The 21,954-nt window shown below is 63.4% G+C and carries 16 protein-coding genes; 4 read left to right on the top strand and 12 right to left on the bottom strand.

Annotated features, from left to right (window positions below; all coding sequences use genetic code 11):
- Positions 1-56: 56 nt before the first annotated feature.
- Positions 57-1,463: an argininosuccinate lyase gene (gene argH / locus NH14_RS11525; RefSeq protein WP_035527381.1), complete on the top strand. Its 1,407-nt coding sequence runs from the start codon at positions 57-59 to the stop codon at positions 1,461-1,463.
- A 235-nt stretch (positions 1,464-1,698) separates the two neighbouring features.
- Positions 1,699-2,619 carry a bestrophin family protein gene (locus tag NH14_RS11520; RefSeq protein WP_035527383.1) on the top strand — a complete coding sequence of 307 codons (921 nt, stop codon included), beginning with the start codon at positions 1,699-1,701 and terminating at the stop codon, positions 2,617-2,619.
- 224 nt (positions 2,620-2,843) lie between these two features.
- On the opposite strand, the gene NH14_RS11515 is transcribed toward NH14_RS11520, so the two are convergent.
- The 7 genes from NH14_RS11515 to apbC form a co-directional block, all read right to left on the bottom strand.
- The gene (locus NH14_RS11515) at positions 2,844-3,368 is read right to left on the bottom strand and encodes a hypothetical protein (RefSeq protein ID WP_035527385.1); all 525 of its coding nucleotides are present in this window, start codon (positions 3,366-3,368) and stop codon (positions 2,844-2,846) included.
- A gap of 19 nt (positions 3,369-3,387) precedes the next feature.
- Complete coding sequence (locus tag NH14_RS11510; protein WP_161790846.1) at positions 3,388-5,295, bottom strand: S8 family serine peptidase; 1,908 nt, start codon at positions 5,293-5,295, stop codon at positions 3,388-3,390.
- A gap of 397 nt (positions 5,296-5,692) precedes the next feature.
- On the bottom strand, positions 5,693-6,406 hold the full coding sequence (locus tag NH14_RS11505) for a lysozyme inhibitor LprI family protein (protein ID WP_052148083.1): 714 nt from the start codon (positions 6,404-6,406) through the stop codon (positions 5,693-5,695).
- A 23-nt stretch (positions 6,407-6,429) separates the two neighbouring features.
- Complete coding sequence (locus NH14_RS11500; protein ID WP_035527387.1) at positions 6,430-8,709, bottom strand: arginine/lysine/ornithine decarboxylase; 2,280 nt, start codon at positions 8,707-8,709, stop codon at positions 6,430-6,432.
- A gap of 104 nt (positions 8,710-8,813) precedes the next feature.
- Entirely contained in the window at positions 8,814-9,383 is a 570-nt protein-coding gene (gene dcd, locus NH14_RS11495) for a dCTP deaminase (RefSeq protein ID WP_035527390.1), read from the bottom strand.
- A 239-nt stretch (positions 9,384-9,622) separates the two neighbouring features.
- Positions 9,623-10,171: a superoxide dismutase family protein gene (locus tag NH14_RS11490; protein WP_035527392.1), complete on the bottom strand. Its 549-nt coding sequence runs from the start codon at positions 10,169-10,171 to the stop codon at positions 9,623-9,625.
- A gap of 239 nt (positions 10,172-10,410) precedes the next feature.
- Positions 10,411-11,499 carry an iron-sulfur cluster carrier protein ApbC gene (gene apbC / locus NH14_RS11485; RefSeq protein ID WP_035527394.1) on the bottom strand — a complete coding sequence of 363 codons (1,089 nt, stop codon included), beginning with the start codon at positions 11,497-11,499 and terminating at the stop codon, positions 10,411-10,413.
- A 366-nt stretch (positions 11,500-11,865) separates the two neighbouring features.
- Here apbC and NH14_RS11480 point away from each other — a divergent pair, with 366 nt between their 5' ends.
- Both NH14_RS11480 and metG read left to right on the top strand, forming a co-directional pair.
- On the top strand, positions 11,866-12,519 hold the full coding sequence (locus tag NH14_RS11480; protein ID WP_035527397.1) for a YiaD family glycine zipper/OmpA-like lipoprotein: 654 nt from the start codon (positions 11,866-11,868) through the stop codon (positions 12,517-12,519).
- Positions 12,520-12,939: 420 nt separating this feature from the next.
- Positions 12,940-15,090, top strand: a complete 2,151-nt coding sequence (gene metG / locus NH14_RS11475; protein ID WP_035527399.1) for a methionine--tRNA ligase — start codon at positions 12,940-12,942, stop codon at positions 15,088-15,090.
- Positions 15,091-15,175: 85 nt separating this feature from the next.
- Here the strand turns inward: metG and NH14_RS11470 are convergent, their stop codons facing one another.
- The 5 genes from NH14_RS11470 to NH14_RS11450 all read right to left on the bottom strand — a co-directional run bounded on the left by NH14_RS11470 (position 15,176) and on the right by NH14_RS11450 (position 21,888).
- The gene (locus NH14_RS11470) at positions 15,176-16,246 is read right to left on the bottom strand and encodes a fimbrial protein (RefSeq protein ID WP_035527402.1); all 1,071 of its coding nucleotides are present in this window, start codon (positions 16,244-16,246) and stop codon (positions 15,176-15,178) included.
- Between the two features lie 200 nt (positions 16,247-16,446).
- Complete coding sequence (locus tag NH14_RS11465; protein ID WP_237179582.1) at positions 16,447-17,040, bottom strand: fimbrial protein; 594 nt, start codon at positions 17,038-17,040, stop codon at positions 16,447-16,449.
- 9 nt (positions 17,041-17,049) lie between these two features.
- A complete protein-coding gene (locus tag NH14_RS33190; RefSeq protein WP_202031618.1) occupies positions 17,050-18,120 on the bottom strand; it encodes a fimbrial protein in 1,071 nt (356 codons plus the stop codon).
- 38 nt (positions 18,121-18,158) lie between these two features.
- The gene (locus NH14_RS11455; protein WP_084225479.1) at positions 18,159-20,864 is read right to left on the bottom strand and encodes a fimbria/pilus outer membrane usher protein; all 2,706 of its coding nucleotides are present in this window, start codon (positions 20,862-20,864) and stop codon (positions 18,159-18,161) included.
- A gap of 280 nt (positions 20,865-21,144) precedes the next feature.
- A complete protein-coding gene (locus tag NH14_RS11450) occupies positions 21,145-21,888 on the bottom strand; it encodes a fimbria/pilus periplasmic chaperone (RefSeq protein ID WP_035527408.1) in 744 nt (247 codons plus the stop codon).
- Positions 21,889-21,954: the final 66 nt, after the last annotated feature.

The raw sequence follows: 21,954 nt of genomic DNA, 5'->3' as shown, positions 1-21,954 counted from the left end.
GAGCACGCGACCTGAGCACGCGGCCCGCTTAATCACGCTCGTTCACGCCCATCACCATGACGTCCCAACTGCACAAAAAAGGCGAAGCCTGGTCGGCTCGCTTCTCCGAGCCCATGTCGGAGCTGGTCAAACGCTATACGTCGTCGGTCTTCTTCGACAAGCGCCTCGCGCTCGTCGATATCGAGGGCTCGCTCGCGCACGCGTCGATGCTGGCTGCGCAGAAGATCATCTCCGCCGACGACCTGGCCGCCATCCAGGGCGGCATGGCGCAAATCAAGGGCGAGATCGAACGCGGCGAATTCGAATGGCTGCTCGATCTCGAAGACGTGCACTTGAACATCGAGGCGCGCCTGACCGCCCTGATCGGCGACGCGGGCAAGCGCCTGCACACGGGCCGCTCGCGCAACGACCAGGTTGCGACCGACATCCGCCTGTGGCTGCGCGGCGAAATCGACCGCATCGGCGGCCTGCTCGGCGACCTGCGCGGCGCGCTGCTCGACCTGGCCGAGCAACACGCGGGCACGATCATGCCCGGCTTCACGCACCTGCAAGTGGCGCAACCGGTCACGTTCGGCCATCACCTGCTCGCCTACGTGGAGATGTTCACGCGCGACGCCGAGCGCATGGCCGACTGCCGCAAACGCGTGAACCGCCTGCCGCTGGGCGCGGCGGCGCTCGCGGGCACGAGCTATCCGATCGACCGCTTCGCGGTGGCGAAGACGCTGGGCTTCGACAGCATCTGCGCGAACTCGCTCGACGCCGTCTCCGATCGCGACTTCGCAATCGAATTCACGGCCGCCGCCGCACTGGTGATGACGCACGTGTCGCGCTTCTCGGAAGAACTGGTGCTGTGGATGAGCCCGCGCGTGGGCTTCATCGATCTCGCAGACCGCTTCTGCACGGGCTCGTCGATCATGCCGCAGAAGAAGAACCCGGACGTGCCCGAACTCGCGCGCGGCAAGACCGGCCGCGTGAACGGCCATCTGATGGCGCTGCTCACGCTGATGAAGGGCCAGCCGCTCGCGTACAACAAGGACAACCAGGAAGACAAGGAGCCGCTGTTCGACACCGTGGACACGGTTGCGGACACACTGCGCATCTTCGCGGAAATGGTTGCGGGCATCTCGGTGAAGGAGCAGGCGATGCGCGCGGCGGCGCTGCAAGGTTTCTCGACGGCCACCGACCTCGCCGACTACCTCGTGAAGAAGGGCCTGCCGTTCCGCGACGCGCACGAAGCCGTGGCGCATGCGGTGCGCATCTGCGTGGACCGCAACTGCGATCTCGCGGACCTCACGCTCGACGAAATGCGCCGCGAACTGCCGGCCGTTGCGCATCTGCTGGCCGATGACGTGTTCGCGGTGCTCACGCTCGAAGGCTCGGTCTCGGCGCGCAACCATCCGGGCGGCACCGCGCCGGAGCAGGTGCGCGCGGCCATTGCGGCGGCACGCGCAGCGCTCAAGTGAGGGCGCTGCGGCGCATCACCCTGCTCGGATGATGCGTCCATGAGGTCACGACAAAGCGGGCGCGCGACGAATATCGTCTCGCGCCCGCTTTGCATTGGCGAGCCCCTGCGCACTGTGCTCACTGCACAATGCCCGAAGTGTGCGCCCGAGGTTCGCGCTGCTTCGCCTATCATGGCGCAAAAGCCCGGCCGCCCAATTCGCCAGGCGCCAGCCCAACTCCACTCCCCCGGCTCCGATGATCGTCCGCCCTCACCTTCACTGGTTCCGCATGCTGCTCGCCTGGCGCGGCTCGGTGCTGCCGCAGCTTCTGCCGCGCCTCATGCTCGTGCTGGCGATCTCGATCGCGGCCGTCGCCGCCAACGATCACATCCTCAAGTTCACGGTGCACCTGAGCACCGTGCCGTTCTCGCTGATCGGCATCGCGCTCGCGGTGTTCCTCGGCTTTCGCAACAGCGCGAGCTACGACCGCTATTGGGAAGGCCGCAAGCTGTGGGGGCAAATGCTCAACCAGACGCGCTCGCTCGTGCGCGAGTCGCTCACGCTCGTGCAAAGCGATGACCCTCGCGGGCACGTGCGCCCGTTCGCCATGCTGCTTTGCGCGCTGCCGCACGCGCTTCGCCACCAGTTGCGCCGCACCGACCCGCGCGCGGACCTCGAAGCGCGCCTGCCGCATGACGTGGTGCAACGCGTGCTGGCCTCGCGCTACCGTCCCATGACGCTCGTGCAATGCGCCTCCGAATGGCTGCGCGACGAAGCGCGCGCAGGCCGCGTCGACGGCTACGCCATGCTCGCCTTCGAGCACAATCTCAATGGGCTATCCGAGGTGATCGGCGGCTGCGAACGCGTCGTCTCCACGCCGTTGCCGTTCGCTTATACGGTGATGATTCACCGCACGGTGTATTTTTTCTGCGCGCTGCTGCCCTTCGGGCTCGTCGACAGCATCGGCGCGCTCACGCCGATCTTCGCGGTGTTCGTGGCCTACGCGTTCATGGCGCACGAAGCGATCGCCGCGCAGCTCGAAGACCCCTTCGGCATTGACGAAAACGACCTCGCACTCAATGCGATGTCGGAGAGCATCGAGCTCGCGCTGCACGACCTGCTGGGCGATCCCACCACGCTTGCGGCGCGCGCGCCGGAGCAGTTCATCTTCGACTGAATTGCTTTACAGGTGCCTGGATAATTTGTCGGTCTTAGTTTGCACGACCCGGCGTGCGGGCACACGTCGGTCGGCGGAAATGGGCGAAACAATGGACGGCGAGCGCATGCCGTGTATGGCCACGCCAATACGAACGTTTCAACCGGACACCCCGGGGGGGGCTGACGCGCAATCCCGCCGATCCACCAAAACGGATCGCGCCGCCCCCCTCTCGCGTACCTCCTCTACTTCAGCGTGGGATTAAAGTACTTGACCGGCAAATCGAATTTCGCGGTCGGGAACTTCTCGCTCAACGCTGCCTGCAGTGGCGCCAACTGGTCAAAGGTACTCGCGTGAACAATGACGAGACCCATGCTCGGCCATGCCTTGACGGTGACCGGCTTGCCGCTGAGCGCCTGACTGACCGCCGCCGTGTCCCGATAGACCACGACAAGGTCGTTCGCGCTGACGCCCACCAGGTTATCGCTCGCTCTCACGACCGTGGTGGTCTCGCCACCCGTTGGCATGGACTGGGCTTGGGCTTTCATGTTGCCCGATGCTGCCGCGCTGCCAGTGGACTGCGCGGAACCGCTCCCTTGACTCACCGGGCGCACGGACACCGCGCCCACCGTGACCGGCTTCACACCCTTGAGCTGCTGAACGACGTCAGCGGGCGCCGTGCTCCCTTGCACCAAAGACTCCGCCGCACCGGCCGACGCCGTGACGGCGATTGCGGCCACAGCCGCGCATACGATCTGAAACGACAACATATTGCATCTCCTGCGCATATCAGTGGCCCATGACGTCAAGCTTCACACTTTGAAAGTATCCGGGTAACGCGTTCGCCCGTTGTGCAGTGTCGACGAATCTGAGCTTCCATACACCGTGAGCCGATTCGCCGTTGAACGCGTTCGAGCTCAGCGTCAGATTCCACACGTTCGCCACGCCCGGCTTGACGCCGTTAAACGCGTTGAACAGCACGCTGCGCGTTCCTGCGGGAGAGATCAACTCGACCGCTATGTCGCGCATGCTGACACCGACCAGGTTGACGGTCAGCTGCACGGCCTCGATAGTGTTTACCCCGTTGCCGCCCACCTGAACTGCCACCGTCAAGCCGTCTGCCTTACCAAGCGCAATACTGTCGCCGCAAGTGTCCAGACTCGCACCCTCGACCGAGCAATTGGCGCTCCATGCGCTTGCGCCGGCCACTGTCATCGGTCCGGTCAGATACGTCGAGTAGCTCTTCGCCATCGACACCGCCGCCGTTGCATCGACGAGGCCGAATCCGTACCAGTTGTCGAACCAGCGGCCCGCGCCGTTGCGCGTCCAGGCCGGCTCCGGCACATACTTGTCCCCGCCCTGGAGCGTGACGGTCTTTGCTACTCGCGCGGCGTCCACCCGGCGCGCAGTCGCCGTGAGAATAGTCCGCACGTCTCGCCACGTCAGTTGCGGATTCGCATGCAGCATCAGCGCAATCACGCCCGCTACCGTGGGTGTGGCCGCCGAGGTGCCGTTCATCGTGGCCGAATAGTTGCAATCGGGATTAAGTTCGCGCGCGATCGCCGTGGAAGGATCGTTGAACGGGTTCTCCGACTTCTCTCCGGTCCTTACCGCACCGCGATTGCAACCGGACAGGTCGGTCGTCAAGATGGCCGGGCCGGAAATCGCGTCGTCCACCTTGTAACCGAATTCGCCGCCCAACCCAGAAACGAGATTAGTCGACCCCGCCGTGGAATAACTCGCCTTGACGCCGTCGGCGTTGACGGCCGCGACCGTCACCACCTGCGGCATGGTATTGACCGGGTCCAGGGCTGCGTTGCCGCAAGTCACGCCCGCCTCGATGGCTTGGGAACAGTCGACGCCCTCCCAGAAAAAGCTGTATGAATTTCCGGGGGCCTTGACGACCAGGGCACCCTTGCCGTTCCTGAGCGTCTCGAGGTGCTTCATCACAACGGCGTAAGCGCTCGAGCTGGGATCAAATTCCTGCACGGCAGGACCGTCCGAGCCAAACGACGCGTTGAAGACATCGGCATTCTGCGAGTAAGGCGCCCCGCCAAATGAGTTCGCAAAGTTGGCATCCACGTAGCAGGGGTCGGCTTGACCCACCTTTCCGCACATGTAGGTGATGCCACCCAGCTTGATACCGGGGGCAACGCCGCGCACACCCGTGCCGTCGATCCCAGAGGCGCCAATGATGCCGGCCACCATCGTTCCATGAGCCAGGTTGGTAGACGGCGCCGGTGTCTGTGCCTGAGTCGGCGTCGGATCGTTGGCATCGGCCACTGTCGGATCGAAGCTATGCAGCATGCTGGAGTCAATGCGATCCTTGAGATCGGGATGCCTGATGTCCACTCCCTCGTCCACCACGAGGACGCGCACGCCTTCGCCGGTTTCCCCCCGATCGAAAACCGGGGCAACATTCAGATCGATTCCGGGTACGCCGCCCCGATCCGAAAACGTCGATTGCCCGGTATTCTTGAGGTGCCACTCGTATTGCACCAGCGAATCCGGCTTCGGCGGTGTGCTGCCGCCAGACGCCTGCGTGTCCTCGTTGCTGCCACCGCCACAAGCCGCCAACAGCGCGGCAAAAAGCGAAACGACCGCATATCTTGATAACCGTCCTGACAATAAGGATTGCAGATCAATTTTTCGAAAGCGAGGGCGGGCGTGAATTTTTGTGTTAGTTCTTCGGTTCATAAGCACCTTCGTGGTTGTCCAGAGGCGCGATTTGACACCCAACCAATGAATCGGTAAATGGTCGGTTTGCTTTAGTCCGTGAAGATTTGACATGGGCTAACTGAGTACCGGCCGCGCGATCTCATGATGAAGGCCGCGTCCATTCCGTCACGGAAGCCAGCATGGACCGCCAGCCAGACAGGCAGATAGATACTCCGCACGCGCAGCGCTTCCCGGGCGGCAGGCATTTAATAAAGACAACTATATTTATGGTGGAAATGGAGGTTACGCGCCTGATTGACAAAAATCAGATAAATGACCGTCAAACGATTAACGATACGGACCACTTAGCATGTATCAGGATGTCGGCGCAATTGCACCACAACAGCCGTTTGCCGCACAAACGTGCGGCCCATCGTCACCGGTTATTCACCGTCTCCGACAAACGCTTGAGCGTCGCGAGACGCGCCCCGAGCAGATCGAGGCGCGCGTGCTCGTCGACGAGCGGCGTAGTCGAGTCGCGATACGCGCGCCACGCGTTTTGCGCCCGCGCGAGCGCGGGCCGCGAATGCGCCGGCATGCGCGCATACAGCTTGCGGTAATAGCGATTCAGGTCGTAGCTGACGTGCTCGCAGCGTGCATCCGCGCTACACGCGCGCGCGCGTGCCGGCGCGTCGCCCGAGGCCGCGACGGCCTGAGCGCGCAGCGAGAGCGCGCGGTCGCGCACCGGCTGCAGGCGCATGTCCGCTTCATAAAGTTGATATGTGGTGCCGCTCGTGCTCGCGAAGGCCGCGCCGAGCATCGTGTCCTCGGCGTCACGCCACGCTGCCCATTTGGTCTGGCTGAGTCGCCAGCGCTTTTGCTGCGCGGGCGGCAACTTCGTGATCAGTTGCGCGAGCGCCGTGTCGGCGGCGCTGTGCCATGCGGTGCGCGCTTCGTCCATGCACTGGATCTGGCCCGCCGTGGAGGAACGGTCGGCGCGCGCGAGACAGGTGCGCATGCCCGCATCGATCGGGTCGGCGGCCGCCACTTCGGCATGCGCCGCCGGCACGACCGCCACCAACGCTGCCACCACACCCGCCGCCAGCGTAGCCGCCATTGCCAGCGACGTCACGAAAGAACGCACCATCATGCCGCTCGACCTTCTCCTTGCGCTCAAGCGCGCACGCAATCCACGAAGTACTCGATGCGGCCGTTGATGGTCTCGCCCACGAGTCCGTGGATGTCGGTGTGGAAGCCCGGGAAGCGCTCGTTGAATTCGCGCGCGAACTTCAGGTAGTTCACGATCGTCTTGTTGAAACGCTCGCCCGGAATCAGCAGCGGAATGCCCGGCGGATACGGCGTGAGCAGGATCGACGTGACGCGGCCTTCGAGTTCGTCGATAGCTACGCGGTCGATCTCGCGGTGCGCGAGCTTGGCGAACGCGTCGGACGGCTTCATCGCGGGCTCCATGTCCGAGAGGTACATCTCGGTCGTGAGGCGCGCGATGTCGTTGGCGCGGTAGACGCTGTGGATCTGCTGGCACAGGTCGCGCAGGCCCACGCGCTCGTACATCGGATGCTGCGCAACGAACTCGGGCAGCACGCGCCAGAGCGGCTGGTTGTTGTCGTAATCGTCCTTGAACTGCTGGAGCTCCGTGACCATCGAGTTCCAGCGGCCCTTGGTGATGCCGATCGTGAACATGATGAAGAACGAGTAAAGACCCGTCTTCTCCACGATGATGCCGTGCTCGGCCAGGTACTTCGTGACGATGGCCGCGGGAATGCCGTTTTCGCCGAAGTCGCCGTCCACGTCCAGACCCGGCGTGACGATGGTCGCCTTGATCGGGTCGAGCATGTTGAAGCCCTCGGCGAGCTTGCCGAAGCCGTGCCAGCGATCGTTCGGGCGCAGCATCCAGTCTTCGCGCGAGCCGATGCCTTCCTCGGCCAGATCGTCCGGACCCCAGACCTGGAAGAACCAGTCGTCGCCGTATTCGGCATCGACCTTGCGCATGGCGCGGCGGAAGTCGAGCGCCTCGGCAATCGACTCCTCCACGAGCGCGGTGCCGCCCGGCGCTTCCATCATCGCGGCGGCCACGTCGCACGACGCGATGATCGCGTACTGCGGGCTCGTGGACGTGTGCATGAGGTACGCCTCGTTAAAGCGGTGGCGATCGAACGCGCTGTCTTCGGAGTCCTGTACCACGATCTGCGAAGCCTGCGAGATGCCAGCCAGCAGCTTGTGCGTGGAGTGCGTGGCGAACACGAGCGCCTTGGTGCGCGGACGGCCCGCGCCGATCGCGTGCATGTCCTGGTAGAACTCGTGGAATTCGGCGTGCGGCAGCCAGGCTTCGTCGAAATGCAACGTGTCGAGCATGTCGCCGAGCAGGTCCTTGATCATCTCGACGTTGTAGATCACGCCGTCGTAGGTGCTTTGCGTGATCGTGAGGATGCGCGGCTTGACGTTCGGGTTCTTCGCGAGCACTTCACGCGCGAACGGATTCGCCTCGATCTTCTTGCGGATGTTTTCCGGCTTGAATTCGTCGCGCGGAATCGGCCCGATGATGCCGAAGTTGTTGCGCGTGGGCGTGAGAAACACGGGAATCGCGCCCGTCATCGTGATCGCGTGGAGGATAGACTTGTGGCAGTTGCGGTCCACCAGCACGATGTCGCCGGGCGCGACGGTTGCGTGCCAGACGATCTTGTTCGACGTGGACGTGCCGTTGGTCACGAAGAACACGTGGTCCGCGCTGAAGATGCGCGCCGCGTTGCGCTCCGAGGCCGCGACCGGGCCCGTATGGTCGAGCAGCTGGCCGAGTTCCTCGACCGCGTTGCAAACGTCCGCGCGCAGCATGTTTTCGCCGAAGAACTGGTGGAACATCTGGCCGAGCGGGTTCTTCAGGAACGCCACGCCGCCCGAGTGACCCGGGCAGTGCCACGAGTACGAACCCTCATCGGCGTACTTCACCAGTTCCTTGAAGAACGGCGGCGCCAGCGCGTCGAGATACACCTTGGCTTCGCGAATCACGTGGCGCGCGACGAACTCCGGCGTGTCCTCGAACATGTGGATGAAGCCGTGCAGCTCGCGCAGGATGTCGTTGGGCAGGTGGCGCGAGGTGCGCGTCTCGCCGTACAGGAAGATGGGGATGTCGGCGTTGCGCTTGCGCACCGCTTCCACGAACGCGCGCAGCGCGATGATCGCGGGCGCGTGGCCGGGCGCTTCGCCATCAGAACCTTCGACGTAGGGCAGCAACTCGTCGTCGTCGATCGAGAGGATAAAACACGCCGCGCGGCTCGATTGCTGCGCGAACGAGGTAAGGTCGCCGTAGCTCGTCAGCCCGAGGACTTCCGCGCCCTCTTTCTCGATGGCTTCGGCCAGTGCCCGGATGCCGGAACCCGAGATGTTCTCGGAGCGAAAGTCTTCGTCAATGATGACGACGGGAAAACGAAACTTCATGGGCGAATTCTCCAAAAGAAACGACCGCTGCCAGGGTCTGTTCACCCTGATGCGCAGCGGTCCCCGTATGTCGTGTGTGCGGTGGGTGGTGGTGCGCTCGAACGTCAGGTCTTGGGCAGCGTGACGCCGTGCTGGCCTTGATATTTGCCGCCGCGATCCGCGTAAGACACCTCGCAGATCTCGTCGCTCTCGAAGAAGAGCACTTGGGCCACGCCTTCGTTCGCGTAGATTTTGGCAGGCAAAGGTGTCGTATTCGAGAATTCGAGCGTCACATAGCCTTCCCACTCGGGCTCGAAGGGCGTCACGTTCACGATGATCCCGCAGCGCGCATAGGTGGATTTGCCCAGACACACGGTCAGGACGTTGCGTGGAATGCGGAAGTACTCGACCGTGCGCGCGAGCGCGAACGAATTCGGCGGGATGATGCAGACGTCGCCCTTGAAGTCCACGAACGACTTCTCGTCGAAGTTCTTCGGGTCGACGATGGTCGAATTGATGTTCGTGAAGATCTTGAATTCGTCGGCGCAGCGAATGTCGTAGCCGTAGCTCGAGGTGCCGTAGCTCACGATCTTGCGGCCGTCTTCCGACATGCGAACCTGGTCGCGCACGAACGGCTCGATCATCTGCTGCTCTTCGGCCATGCGCCGGATCCACTTGTCGGATTTGATTGCCATGTTGGGCTACGGTCCAGAAAAAACGGGGAACAAAAAAGATAACGCCGGAAACAACGCAGAAGCGGCGCTGGAGTGGTCCGAAAGCGCGTCTCGCGCGCCCTGCCGCCCGCTCCGCGGCGTGCCGCCGATCTACGAAAGGCGACTATTTTACGCGATGTGGGTCGGCGTGCCTGGAAGTGCACACGAGGCGCCCCTCGGCGGAGCGTCATTGCGGGGGTTGATTCGTTGCTTGCCGCGCGTCATTGCGCCTTGATCACGCCGCAGGCGAGCGCCGGGCCGGTGCCGCGCGCGGGAAAAGCGTAGGGGTCGATTGGGTCGCGATGCACGAGCACCGAGCGTTGCAGCACGGAGCGCACGCCGTCGAGCGAGACGTCCGGCGCCACGATGAAGCCGATGGCGACGCCATTGGAATCCGCGTGGATATTGCCGAGGTCGCCCTCCACGCGCGTGCCCGCCTTCAGGCGATCGGCCGCGGGTGCGAACACGCCGCCGGCACTCGACGCGTCGGCGGCGTTGCAGTCGCCGCGATCGTGGACCTGGAGAGCGTGGTCGCTGTCGGGCGCGAGGCCAAGAAGGTTGTAGCTCACCTGCACGCCGTCCGAGCGCTCGACGAACGAGACGGTGCCCCGCACCTGGCTGCCGACGACAGGCAAGACCTGCGCGAGCGCACGCTTGTCCTGCCGGCCCATGAAGCTCGTGCAGCCGGCCAGCAGCATGCACGCCGCCACGGCCAGCACGGCTGCGCGGCCCGCGCGCCTTGCGTCTCCCCGGTCGATTCCTTTGCCCATGCAATCCTCATGTCCGCACGCGGTGCGCCCCTGCGACCGTCGATCCGGACCCTTGAATGTCACATGATACCGCGCGGACGCCCTTGTGCGCGCCCCGCGTGAGCGCTGCCGCGCACGCCGCAAGCCTTATGCAGCAAGGCTCGACGAGGCATGCCGCGCAGCATCGGCTCAACTTCGGCTCAAACAGGGACAGTTTGCCGGCCTGGCCCGCTACGAACCGCCGGCCGCGCGTGCGCCGCTCAGGTGTTCTGCACGACGATGGTCGGGAATTTCGAGCTCATGTCGCGTGCGCGCTCCGCGACCTGGATCGCGATGCGGCGGGCAATCGCCTTGTACGTCGCGGCCACCGGGCCAGCCGGATCGGCCACCACGCTCGGATGGCCCGAGTCGGCCTGTTCGCGGATCCCGATGTCGAGCGGCAGGCTGCCGAGCACCTCCACGCCATACTCCTTCGCCATGCGCTCGCCGCCGCCCGCGCCGAAGATGTGCTCGGCGTGACCGCAGTTCGAGCAAACGTGCACGGCCATGTTCTCGACGATGCCGAGAATCGGAATGCCCACCTTCTCGAACATCTTGAGCCCCTTCTTCGCGTCGAGCAACGCGATGTCCTGCGGCGTCGTCACGATCACGGCGCCCGTGACCGGCACCTTCTGCGAGAGCGTCAACTGGATGTCGCCCGTGCCAGGCGGCATGTCCACGACCAGATAGTCGAGATCGCGCCAGTTGGTCTGGCGCAGCAACTGCTCGAGTGCCGAAGTGGCCATCGGGCCGCGCCAGACCATCGGGTTGTCCTGCTCGATCAGAAAACCGATCGAGTTGGCCTGCACGCCGTGCCCTTCGAGCGGGTCCATCGACTGGCCGTCCGGCGATTGCGGGCGGCCTTCGATGCCGAGCATCATCGGCAGCGACGGGCCGTAGATGTCCGCGTCGAGCACGCCGACCGAGGCGCCTTCGGCCGCCAGCGCGAGCGCGAGATTCACGGCGGTCGTGCTCTTGCCCACGCCGCCCTTGCCCGAGGCCACGGCGACGATGTTCTTCACATTCGGCAACAACTTCACGCCGCGCTGCACGGTGTGAGCGGTAATCTCGTGGCGCACCGCGACCCGGCTCGCCTTGACGCCGGGCACGGCGGCAAGCGCGCCTTCCACCTGAGCGCGGACCGCCTCGTACTGGCTCTTTGCCGGATAGCCGAGCACGACCTCGACGCCGACCGTATCGCCGTCGACGGTAACGTTTCGCACGCCTTTCGCCGTTGCGTACGGTCGGCCCGTGTTCGGATCCACGAGGGCCGCCAGCGCGGCGTCGACCAATGCCCGATCAATGCTCATTCAAACTCCGTCTGCAAGAATGCGCCGGCGCCCGCGCGGCCGGAATGCCGCGAGGTGTCATGTCAGCGCCGGAAATCGCAAGAAATTGTTAAGCTGGATTGCGCAAATGCCCGAGGCAAGGCACGCTTCGCGGCATCGGCCCTTTTTGCACCGCTGCTTGTGCCGATTGTGCACCTGTCAAGCCGTCGCCAAAAAACGGACCCATCATTGCCAGACGATTCAAGCAAGTGCCCAAGTCGTCATTGTAGTAGTTGCAGCCGCGCGCCGTCCGAAGACCCTGAGCCCAATCGGGGCCAATCCGGGCCAATCGGGAGCAGTGACCGGCACAAGCGACTGTACAGTTCCACCCAAGAGAGGATTGAAAAAATGAACACAAGAATCTTGACCCGCCTGTCCGTCTTTGCCGTTGCCGGCGCGCTCGTCGCCGGTTGTGCAACCCAGCAGGGCACCAACACCGCCATTGGCACCGGTGTCGGCGCTGGCACGGGCGCGGCCATCGGCGCGATCTTCGGCGGCGGCAAGGGCGCGGCCATCGGCGCGGGCGCCGGCGCGCTGGTCGGCGGCATCACGGGCTACAACTGGACCGCCATCCACAACAAGCTCTCCGGCGCCACCAAGGGCACCGGCACGCAGATCAGCGAGCAGCCGGACGGCTCGCTCAAGCTCAACATCCCGAGCAACGTGACGTTCGACACCAACAGCTACGCGATCAAGCCGTCGTTCGCGCCGGTGCTCGACCAGGTCGCGCAGACGCTGCAACAGAACCCGGAAGTGGTCGCGCAGGTCGTGGGCCATACGGATAACACGGGCCAGCCCGCTTACAACCAGACGCTGTCGGTCAACCGCGCGCAGAGCGTGGTCAACTACCTGGCGTCGCGCGGCATCCCGATGCAGCGCATGGCGGCCGAGGGCCGCGGCGACACCCAGCCGATCGCGGACAACAGCACCGAAGCCGGCCGCACCGCAAACCGCCGCGTGGAAATCTATCTGCGCGCGACGGCACAGCACCAGGGGGGCTAAGCGCGCCTCGCGGCGCCGCGGCAACAGCGCGGCGCCGGCAACATCTGAAGCGGGACGGCTGCAAGGCCGTCCCGTTTGCGTTTTGAGCCTGCGCGGGCCTGCACGAACCCCTGCAGACGGGCCGCGGCCAGACACATGGCCAGACGCACGGCGGGCGAAGCTAGCCGATCGAAAAATTTTTCGAACTCTCCCCCAACTCCGCTGTCTTTCTTTACGGTACGTGTGCGGCGACGCCGCCGCGTCACCATTCTCCTCTTGTCGTTGTTGCTCCGGGGCCATCCTGCCCCGGTTTTTTTTGCCTGGCATTTTTGCATGCGCGCCCCGCATGCGCACGGGCCGTCGTTCCCGGGCCGAACGCGCCAAGCCCCCGCCCTGCTAAAATCGCTGTTTCCCCCCGCAACATCGGACTTCCCCTCACTTATGTCAGCACCCGCCACCGACCTCGTCGCAGCCGGCGCGTCTACCGTTCAAAGCGGCCGCCGCCAGATCCTCGTCACGTCTGCTCTGCCCTACGCCAACGGGCAGATCCACATCGGCCATCTGGTCGAGTACATCCAGACGGACATCTGGGTTCGCGCGCTGCGAATGCATGGCCACGAGGTCTACTACGTCGGTGCCGACGACACTCACGGCACGCCCGTCATGCTGCGCGCCGAGAAGGAAGGCCTCACGCCGCAACAGCTGATCGCGCGCGTCTGGCAGGAGCACAAGCGCGACTTCGACAGCTTCGGCGTGTCGTTCGACAACTACTACTCGACGGACTCCGACGAGAACCGCGTGCTCTCGGAATCCGTGTACCTCGCGCTCAAGGCGGCGGACCTCATCGAGACGCGCGACATCGAGCAGGCCTACGATCCGGTCAAGAACATGTTCCTGCCGGACCGCTTCATCAAGGGCGAGTGCCCGAAGTGCGGCGCGAAGGACCAGTACGGCGACAGCTGCGAAGTGTGCGGCTCGACCTATGCGCCCACCGACCTGAAGAACCCGTATTCGGTGGTCTCCGGCGCCACGCCCATCCGCAAGACCTCGACGCACTACTTCTTCCGCCTTTCGGACCCGCGTTGCGAGCAGTTCCTGCGCGGCTGGGTGAGCGGCCTCGCGCAACCGGAAGCCACCAACAAGATGCGCGAGTGGCTTGGCGACGCGGGCGAATCGAAGCTCGCCGACTGGGACATCTCGCGCGACGCACCGTACTTCGGCTTCGAGATCCCGGGCGCGCCCGGCAAGTATTTCTACGTGTGGCTCGACGCGCCCGTGGGTTATTACGCGAGCTTCAAGAACCTGTGCGAGAAGCGCGGGCTCGACTTCGACGCGTGGGTCAAGCCCGACACGAAGACCGAGCAGTACCACTTCATCGGCAAGGACATCCTGTACTTCCACACGCTGTTCTGGCCGGCGATGCTGCAGTTCTCGGGCCATCGCACGCCCACCAATGTGTTCGCGCACGGCTTCCTCACGGTGGACGGCGCGAAGATGTCGAAGTCGCGTGGCACCTTCATCACCGCGCAAAGCTATATCGACACGGGCCTGAATCCCGAGTGGCTGCGCTACTACTTCGCGGCCAAGCTCAATAGCTCGATGGAAGACCTCGACCTGAACCTCGAAGACTTCCAGGCGCGCGTGAACAGCGACCTCGTCGGCAAGTACATCAACATCGCGAGCCGCGCGGCGGGCTTCCTCATCAAGCGCTTCGAAGGCCGGGTGCTGGACAGCGCGATGAACCATCCGCTCATCGCGCAACTGAGCGCGGCGATTCCGCAGATCGCCGCGAACTACGAAGCGCGCGAATATGGCCGCGCACTGCGCCACACGATGGAGCTCGCCGACGCGGTGAACGCGTACGTCGATGCGGCCAAGCCGTGGGAACAGGCGAAGGACCCGGCCAACGCGGCGGCGCTGCACGAAACCTGCAGCGTGAGCCTCGAAGCGTTCCGTCTGCTTTCGCTGGCGATGAAGCCGGTGCTGCCCACGCTCGCCGAGGGTGTCGAGCAGTTCCTCGCGATCGCGCCGCTCACGTGGGCCGACGCGGGCAAGACGCTCTCGTCGCAACAGCCGATCAACGCGTACAAGCACCTCATGACGCGCGTGGACCCGAAGCAGGTCGAAGCGCTGCTCGCCGCGAACCGCGACTCGCTGCAGGCGACCGAAGCGCCCGCCGCCGCCAGCGCCGACGCGAGCAAGAAGTCGAAAGCCGCCAAGGAAGCGAAGAAAGCCGAACCGGAAACCCCCGAGGCCATCTCCATCGACGACTTCGCGAAGATCGACCTGCGCGTGGCGCTGATCGTCGACTGCAACGTCGTGGAAGGCTCGGACAAGCTGCTGCAACTCACGCTCGACGTGGGCGAAGGCAAGACGCGCAACGTGTTCTCGGGCATCCGCTCGGCGTACAAGCCCGAAGACCTCAAGGGCAAGCTCACGGTGATGGTCGCGAACCTCGCGCCGCGCAAGATGAAGTTCGGCATGTCCGAAGGCATGGTGCTCGCCGCTTCCGCCGCCGACGAAAAGGCCGAACCGGGGCTTTATATTCTCGAGCCGCATAGCGGCGCGAAGCCGGGCATGCGGGTGCGTTAAAACCATACGGCGCGGTGCGCTTCACAGCCCGGCCGCGCAAAAAGCGCCCATCCTCACGGTGGGCGCTTTTGGTCGAATACTCGCCTCACTGGTATGACACGGTCAACGTCATGGTTGTGTCGGCTGGTCCGGGCGTCACGGTGCCCGTGCGGTAATAGCGCGCCGTCAGTGGGACCGAATAGCTCCCGCCGCTGGCGCTATTAAAGCCACTCAAAGCCTTATTGGTGGACAATGGAAAGACCGCTCCCGTGCTATCAAAGAGTTCGACTCCAACTCCGGTGGCCGAAGGGCTGCCGCCGAGCGCCGCGACATTGGTGACCAGCGTGCCGTTCGTGGGATCGATGCGGTACTGAACGCTATGTATCTGTCCCGCTTGTGTGCCGCTCACTGCCGCGCCGCCTGGACAGTTTTGAAGCTGAACCACAAAACTCGCCGGACTCGGGGAGAGCGAACCGACACCGGGAAAATCCGTGGTCTTGAACACCCCCATCGGTACACTAATGTCCGGCGTCCGGCACGTCATAACCGTGACTGCAACAGGCGAAATACTGAAGTTGATCACGCCGGCCGCAAGGTTGTCGCCGGCCGGCGGATTCGATGGCCCCTCCCAGGAGAAGGCCTGGGCGATCATGCCACTCAAGGTGCCAGGCGCAACATCCCCGATCTTGACCAATGCCGCGACAAGCTGCCCGCCGTTATTGACCGTTCCGTTGGGATTGTTCTGAAGACCGAGGTGCGGGAAGTCGTAAAACCCCGCCCATCCGATCCCGCCTGAATTGATATACCCGCCCATTGCAATGCCGATGCCTGGCACATTCGTGGAATAAACACTCACGGAATAGCCGTTGTAGGACACCTTGTACGATGTCGGCGTGGAAGATACGATCCCGGCAGTCTCGAAGTCCACGCCGGTTGCTGTCTGCTGCGTCACGGTGCACGTGTAGTAATTCGTCAATTGCTGTGTCTGCACCCATGCGGTAAGCAAGGAACCGTTAGGCACGTCACGCGCAACAGCCACCGTGGAAGGAAATGAAAGCGTAAAGGCGCTGTAGTTGGCCTTGCACGAAGCAGTCGCCCACGCCCCACTCGAAGTCGCCAGCAAAAGCAACAACACGAAGCGACGCCATATCACGCGAATCAAACTGACTTTTTCCATAACAACATTCTCGTTGCATCAAGCTTTCGCTCACTGGCAACTCGTATGCGAAAACACCGTCTCCGCCGGCTTGTCCTTTGCAGAAGCCCGTATCGAATAGCGAATCTTGCCGCGTAGCCCGATACTCGCGCACCGGCAAAAGCGCGATGCCGTGCGCGAATCGTGGCTATAGCCGTCAACCGAATTGGCGATCCAATTAATCAGTTATACGTAAAATTCACGGTCGCCGTGGCCGCCACCGATCCGGCCGTCATGGTCCCCAGACGGTAGAACTGCGCCACCATTGGAATCGTCAAGCTCGCGCCGCCTACTGCTCCCAGAACCAGCGCGCCATTCAGCGTGATGGGCGTACCTGTCGTTGCGCCCACGCTGGCGGCCTTCAGCAATTGCACGCCCACCTGCGTCGCGGTACCCGTGTTTTGAAGAACGCTGGCCACCGAACTTGCCGTTCCGCTCACGGTCATCGTTACTTTCGCGCCGGCATCGCAATTGGTCAGATTCAGATTGAACCCTTGGGCATTGCTGATACTGCCCACGGCGCCAAAGTCCACGATCGATGCCGTGCCAAGAGCGATGGTCTGATTCGCGGTCGAAGTATCCACCGTACAGGACGGCGGGTTGATCGTCCCGGTAAAGGTGAGTGTCGCGTCCGCCGCGAAAACGGGTCCCGCGGCCGTCGCGGCAAGAAGTGCCAAAGTAGTGAGACGCTTATGCATGGCTGTGAAGGGTTTGAGCATGACAAGGATCGTGGTGTCGAGGAAGATGGCGGGCGCCAGCGCGGCGGCCGCCTGCAAGACCGGTGTTTATTGGTATGACAGCGTCACTGTCATTGTCGTATTGGCCGGGCCGGCGGTGACCGTTCCGGTTCGGTAGTAACGTGCCGTCAGCGGGATCGTGTAGTTGCCGCCCACTGTGCCGTCGTAGCCGCTCACCGTCTGCGGCGTGGACAGCGGAAGCACCGCGCCGGAGGGATCAAATAACTGAATACCCACTCCTGTGGCGGAAGGACTGCCGGAGAGCGCCGCGACGTTCGTTGCCACGGTTCCCGCCGAAGGCGTGATGCTGTATTGAACCGAATGAATCTGCCCACCCTGCGAATTCGGATCCGCCGTACCCGCTGGGCAGTTGACCAACTGGATGTTGACCGGTGCGGCGGCGCCGGGAGACAGCGAACCCACAGTTGGAAAATCAGTCGTTTTGAACGTCCCCATGGGAACGTTGACGTTAGGCGTCGTGCAACTCATAGGAACGACCGTTACCGGCGTTATGACGAACGAGTCTGCAAGCGCGGTCTTCACCCCGTTATAGTACGGTGCTGTCTTGAGCACCGTGGCACCACTGATCGTGCCGCCCAACGTGGCCGTGTTACTCGTCTTCACGAGAGCCACCATGGCCCGGCCGCCGATGGGTGAAACGCCATTCGCATTGCTGCACCCCCAGCCGAAGCCCCAGCTCGACGTGGCGCTTCCCCAGCCCCCCCAGCCGAATCCACATCCACCGAATTCGAGATACGACGAAAAGGCAATGGCAATGCCGACGCCCGAAAGATTCGTGTTCCAGACCGTATAGGTCTTGCCGCCCCAAGAAATAGTCGTGCCTGAAGGCGTGGAAAGCGAGCCAATCATCTCGACGGAACCGGCCACGACCCCGTAGGCTGTACAGCTCCAAAGAGCCGAGTTCGAGGGAGAGCTAATCCAATCGGTAAGCATCGCGCCCGCTGGCAGATCGCGCGGTACCGACACGGAGGAAGGAAGCGTGATCGGGATCGTCTGTACGGTCCCGCTACACTGCGCCCATGCGCCAAACGACGTCATTAGCAGCAACAAGGCGAGGAAGAATCGCCGCACGCGCGCCGGCAAGCTAGTTTTCAACATCCCGATACCCCACACCTGTCTGAATTGTCCGCTTGCTTTCACTGGCAGTTCGCGTCCGCGAACACTTTTTCCGCCGGATTGTCCTTCACGGCCACTGGCATCGAATAGCGCACCTTGCAGCTCTGCCCGATACCCGTGCCCCACTTCACCGAGAGTTCACCGCCCACGCCCTTGCTATAGAACATCGCGCGGCTGCCCTGACTGACGTTGCCGATGTTATTGCCCTTCTCGTCCAGCACGTCCGCGCCGAACGGAACCGCTTCGCCGTTCGAGCGCTTCAGGCGCATCACCACCGCGCGGCCGCGATAATCGGTGTCGAACTTCACACGCACCACCGCGCCGGCCGTCGGGGCGAAACGCTGCTCCGTGCTCTTGAGCTCGACGCCCATCGGCAGGCCTTTCGTGTCGATTTCAGCGGTGTTCATCGAATACGGCTGCATGCCGGCGACGAGCGCATGTCCATTCGTGTCGACGCGCACACCCGGCGAAGTCGCGAGACGCGCGCCCGCTGCGTCCTTCGCCTCGACGACGGCAAACGTATCGCCGGTTTGCGGCGAGAGCGCGACGCCGCCCTCGTAGGCGAGGACCGTGCCGGTGAAGCCCGCGCCGGCCTGCGTGTAACCGTTGCCATAGCCTGCGTTCGCACGCATTTGCGTGTACTGGCTGAGATAGCCCACGTTCGAGCTGATGCTGCCGCCGCTGCCGTCGCCCGAGTTGTAGCCCGCCGTAACGCCATAGCTGAATGCGTTGTCCACGCCCGCCGTACCCGTGATGGTTTGCTGGATCTGGCTGCTGTTGTCGCGCGAACTGTGCGTATAGCTCGTCGACGAATTGGCGATCTTCGTGCCGATATCGAGCGGAATGCTCAAGCTGAGCATCACGCGGGTGTCCCAGCGCGCGGCATCCACGTTGAGTTCGCGCGAGGCCGAAATGCCCACGCCCACGCGGCGGATATTGGTGTTGTAGCCGACCTGGAACGACGTATCCCGGCTCGGCTTGTTCCAGTAGTTCTGCGTATAGCCGGACAGATAAACCGAACCCAGCGAATTCAGGTTCTGATTGAGCGTCAGTTGCAGCCGGCCTTTCTGGATACCGTTGCTCGTATTCTCGATGCCGCGCTTCGCGAGATCGACCAGATTCATCGCATCCGCAAGACTCAGGAAGCCGCTCGTGGAGTAGCGATATGCCGCCAGCGTCACGTTGGTATCCGTGGGCGAAAAAACGCGTGAATACGCAATGCGCAAGCTCTGCCCACTGCGGCTCGGCAAGTTCTTCAGATTCGTATTCGCCTGCGTGACGTCCGCTGCGAAAGCGCCTACCGGCGTGTCGAGCGCCGCGCCCACCGCACCGGAAAGGTAGCCGTCGGCCACGATCGCGCCGCCGTACAGCGTAATGAAATTATTGACGCCGCGCTGCACGCCCGCTTCAAAGACGAACGGGTGATTCTGCCCACTCGTATTGCGGTATTGGCCAGCGGCCGCGCTATAGCGCCAGCGGCCCTCGCGCAGCGCATTTACCGGCGCGGCATAAGGTACCTTGGATACGTGCTGGCTGCCGTCCGCCTCGGTCACCACGACCTGGAGGTCGCCGCCATAACCGGTCGGATAGAGATCATTGATCTCGAACGGCCCCGGCGCCACCGTGGTCTCGTAAATGATGTTGCCGTTCTGCCGGATCTCGACCTTCGCATTGGAGTTCGCTATCCCGCGCACCGTCGGCGCATAGCCGCGCTGCGACTCCGGGTACATACGGTCATCCGTGCCGATCTGCACGCCGCGCACGCCGAAGCTGTCGAAGATTGTGCCGTCCGTGTAGGAATCGCCAACCGTAAGCTGACTCTTGATGGGCGCGAACGAGCGCTGCAGATAGGTCTGCATGCTCTGGACGTGCGTACCCGCACCGGCGGTTGTCGTAACGTTGCCGTTGTAGCGAAAGCGCCAGGCACCGACGTTTATGCCGGCCATCATACCCACATAGCCTTGGGTGGTGGACAGACCGCTGCCGCTGGTGTGATACACGTTGGCGTTGTACTGAAGCGTCGCGGCCGGCACGCCGTCGTCCCAGAACTTCGGATCGACCCAGCCACGCGCATTGCGGCTCATCATTGCCTGCGGAATGCTCACGTCGAGCCGCTGCTCGCCCATATCGAAGGTTGCCGCGGCTTGCGGAATCAGGTCCGGCAATAGCACGAGCGCGCCGCCATTGGCCGCGCCGTCGAGCTTCGCGAGCGCGGTCTCGGACAGGCGCGCGAGATCGACGCCCGTGCGTGTCAGCAGATCACGGTCGAACATCGGCTGCACGTTGTGCTTGCGATCGCCCACTTCCCGCAGGCTGACGTCGGTTACACCGACCCAGACTCCGTTCACATAGAACGCCGCGCGATAGCGTCCTGGCAGGGCCACGTTGCCCTTGTCGAAGCGGGAAATGTCCATGTCCGGCGCACCGCTGCCGTTCAGGAACTGCGCATTGAATTCCACAGTCTCGGACGTTGCCGGCGCGGATGCGGCGGGCACGGTGGCGGCCAGTGCAACGGGAGTGGGCGGCGTGGTTGCCACGTTCGCCATTGGGCCTACGTTACCCGACGTCGCATTCGCCACGGCGAGCGCAGCCGCATCGGCACGCTCAGGCTGCGCGACGCTCTGCACATCGACGGGGGCCGCGAGCCCGGCTTCCCCTATGACGCCGTCGCGCGGCAAGCCGTCGGCCATGGCCGGCATCGCCGCGAACGCGAGCAGCACAGCCATGCTGGCCTGACTCAGGAGAAAAGGATCGGCGTGAGCGTATCCGGAATAGGATTTCGAATTGCGATTATTCATGTTAGGCCGGTTTCGCAATCAATAAGGAATCCTCTAATATCTGGCCAGCGGCACGCAGACTCCCTATGTCACGCGACATTCGAATCATTGTTGTTCGCGTGCGTCGGGACTCATACCCCGTCTGACGCCACGGCTTCCTGCCTGCAAAGATTTAGGAATCCTTGCAATATTGAATGGAGTTGATCATCAACTCCTGAAAACACGAGCGTTACTGCAAAGCCGCCTCGTGCTTCATAGGTCCACCGTAATCATTGAGGGTTGTGAACGACACCTTGCCCGCGGAGCCCGGTGCTGCGGAGAGCGGCAGTTCAAGCTGCGCACCCGGGGCCACCATGCCGCCTTCGTCGAACTTGGGCGCGTGCGGGCCCTCACCCACGTGAGCTTCGATAATAGTGACGTGATACGGCGTGGGGTTTGAAACCACCAAGGCGGGCTTGCCGTTTTGCGCGCCGACGCGCCACTTGAGCTTGTCCGGCGCGTCGTCGGCCTTGCCGTCAAGACCGGCGGGGCGGAAGAAAAATTTCAGGCGCGAGCGGAATGCGAGCTGCACGTAGTTCGGGCCAGACTGCTCCGCCGAAGGCTTGGGCGGCACCTCGAGCATGTTGAACCACAGGAGCGTTTCGCGATCCTTGGGCATCGCTTCGCCGGTGTAGGCAATGCGAATGGTCTGTGCCTTGCCCGGGTCGATGCGCACCAGCGGCGGCGTCAGCACGAAGGGCAGATCGAGCTTGCTCGGATCGGCTTTCGGGTCGCCCTTGTCGAGCCACACTTGGGTTAGCGCCGGCGCCTTGCCGACGTTGGAGAGCTTGAGCGTCACTTCACTATCCGTGACGTTATAAACGACGCGAGTACCCGCAATGACCACCGATGCCGTTGCCTCGAAGGGCAACATGGCAGCCACTGCCATCACACTCGCGGCAACCGTACTGCTGATGAATTTTCGGATATTCATGACACTCAACTCGTCCGGCAGCTCAGGGGCAGCAAGCGCGGAACATAAGATTTGTTATAAGTACAA

Origin of the sequence: Paraburkholderia sacchari, from assembly GCF_000785435.2 — a bacterium.
Classification (GTDB): domain Bacteria; phylum Pseudomonadota; class Gammaproteobacteria; order Burkholderiales; family Burkholderiaceae; genus Paraburkholderia; species Paraburkholderia sacchari.
Note: the sequence above shows the minus strand (reverse complement) of the source record. Positions and strands in the feature narration are given on the sequence as shown.

What these genes read in the sequence shown, in the direction of transcription:
- argH (WP_035527381.1), top strand. Translation starts at nt 57, where the DNA reads ATGACGTCCCAACTGCACAAAAAAGGCGAAGCCTGGTCGGCTCGCTTC.
- NH14_RS11520 (WP_035527383.1), top strand. Translation starts at nt 1,699, where the DNA reads ATGATCGTCCGCCCTCACCTTCACTGGTTCCGCATGCTGCTCGCCTGG.
- NH14_RS11515 (WP_035527385.1), bottom strand. Translation starts at nt 3,368, where the DNA reads ATGTTGTCGTTTCAGATCGTATGCGCGGCTGTGGCCGCAATCGCCGTC.
- NH14_RS11510 (WP_161790846.1), bottom strand. Translation starts at nt 5,295, where the DNA reads ATGAACCGAAGAACTAACACAAAAATTCACGCCCGCCCTCGCTTTCGA.
- NH14_RS11505 (WP_052148083.1), bottom strand. Translation starts at nt 6,406, where the DNA reads ATGATGGTGCGTTCTTTCGTGACGTCGCTGGCAATGGCGGCTACGCTG.
- NH14_RS11500 (WP_035527387.1), bottom strand. Translation starts at nt 8,709, where the DNA reads ATGAAGTTTCGTTTTCCCGTCGTCATCATTGACGAAGACTTTCGCTCC.
- dcd (WP_035527390.1), bottom strand. Translation starts at nt 9,383, where the DNA reads ATGGCAATCAAATCCGACAAGTGGATCCGGCGCATGGCCGAAGAGCAG.
- NH14_RS11490 (WP_035527392.1), bottom strand. Translation starts at nt 10,171, where the DNA reads ATGGGCAAAGGAATCGACCGGGGAGACGCAAGGCGCGCGGGCCGCGCA.
- apbC (WP_035527394.1), bottom strand. Translation starts at nt 11,499, where the DNA reads ATGAGCATTGATCGGGCATTGGTCGACGCCGCGCTGGCGGCCCTCGTG.
- NH14_RS11480 (WP_035527397.1), top strand. Translation starts at nt 11,866, where the DNA reads ATGAACACAAGAATCTTGACCCGCCTGTCCGTCTTTGCCGTTGCCGGC.
- metG (WP_035527399.1), top strand. Translation starts at nt 12,940, where the DNA reads ATGTCAGCACCCGCCACCGACCTCGTCGCAGCCGGCGCGTCTACCGTT.
- NH14_RS11470 (WP_035527402.1), bottom strand. Translation starts at nt 16,246, where the DNA reads ATGGAAAAAGTCAGTTTGATTCGCGTGATATGGCGTCGCTTCGTGTTG.
- NH14_RS33190 (WP_202031618.1), bottom strand. Translation starts at nt 18,120, where the DNA reads ATGTTGAAAACTAGCTTGCCGGCGCGCGTGCGGCGATTCTTCCTCGCC.
- NH14_RS11455 (WP_084225479.1), bottom strand. Translation starts at nt 20,864, where the DNA reads ATGGCTGTGCTGCTCGCGTTCGCGGCGATGCCGGCCATGGCCGACGGC.
- NH14_RS11450 (WP_035527408.1), bottom strand. Translation starts at nt 21,888, where the DNA reads ATGAATATCCGAAAATTCATCAGCAGTACGGTTGCCGCGAGTGTGATG.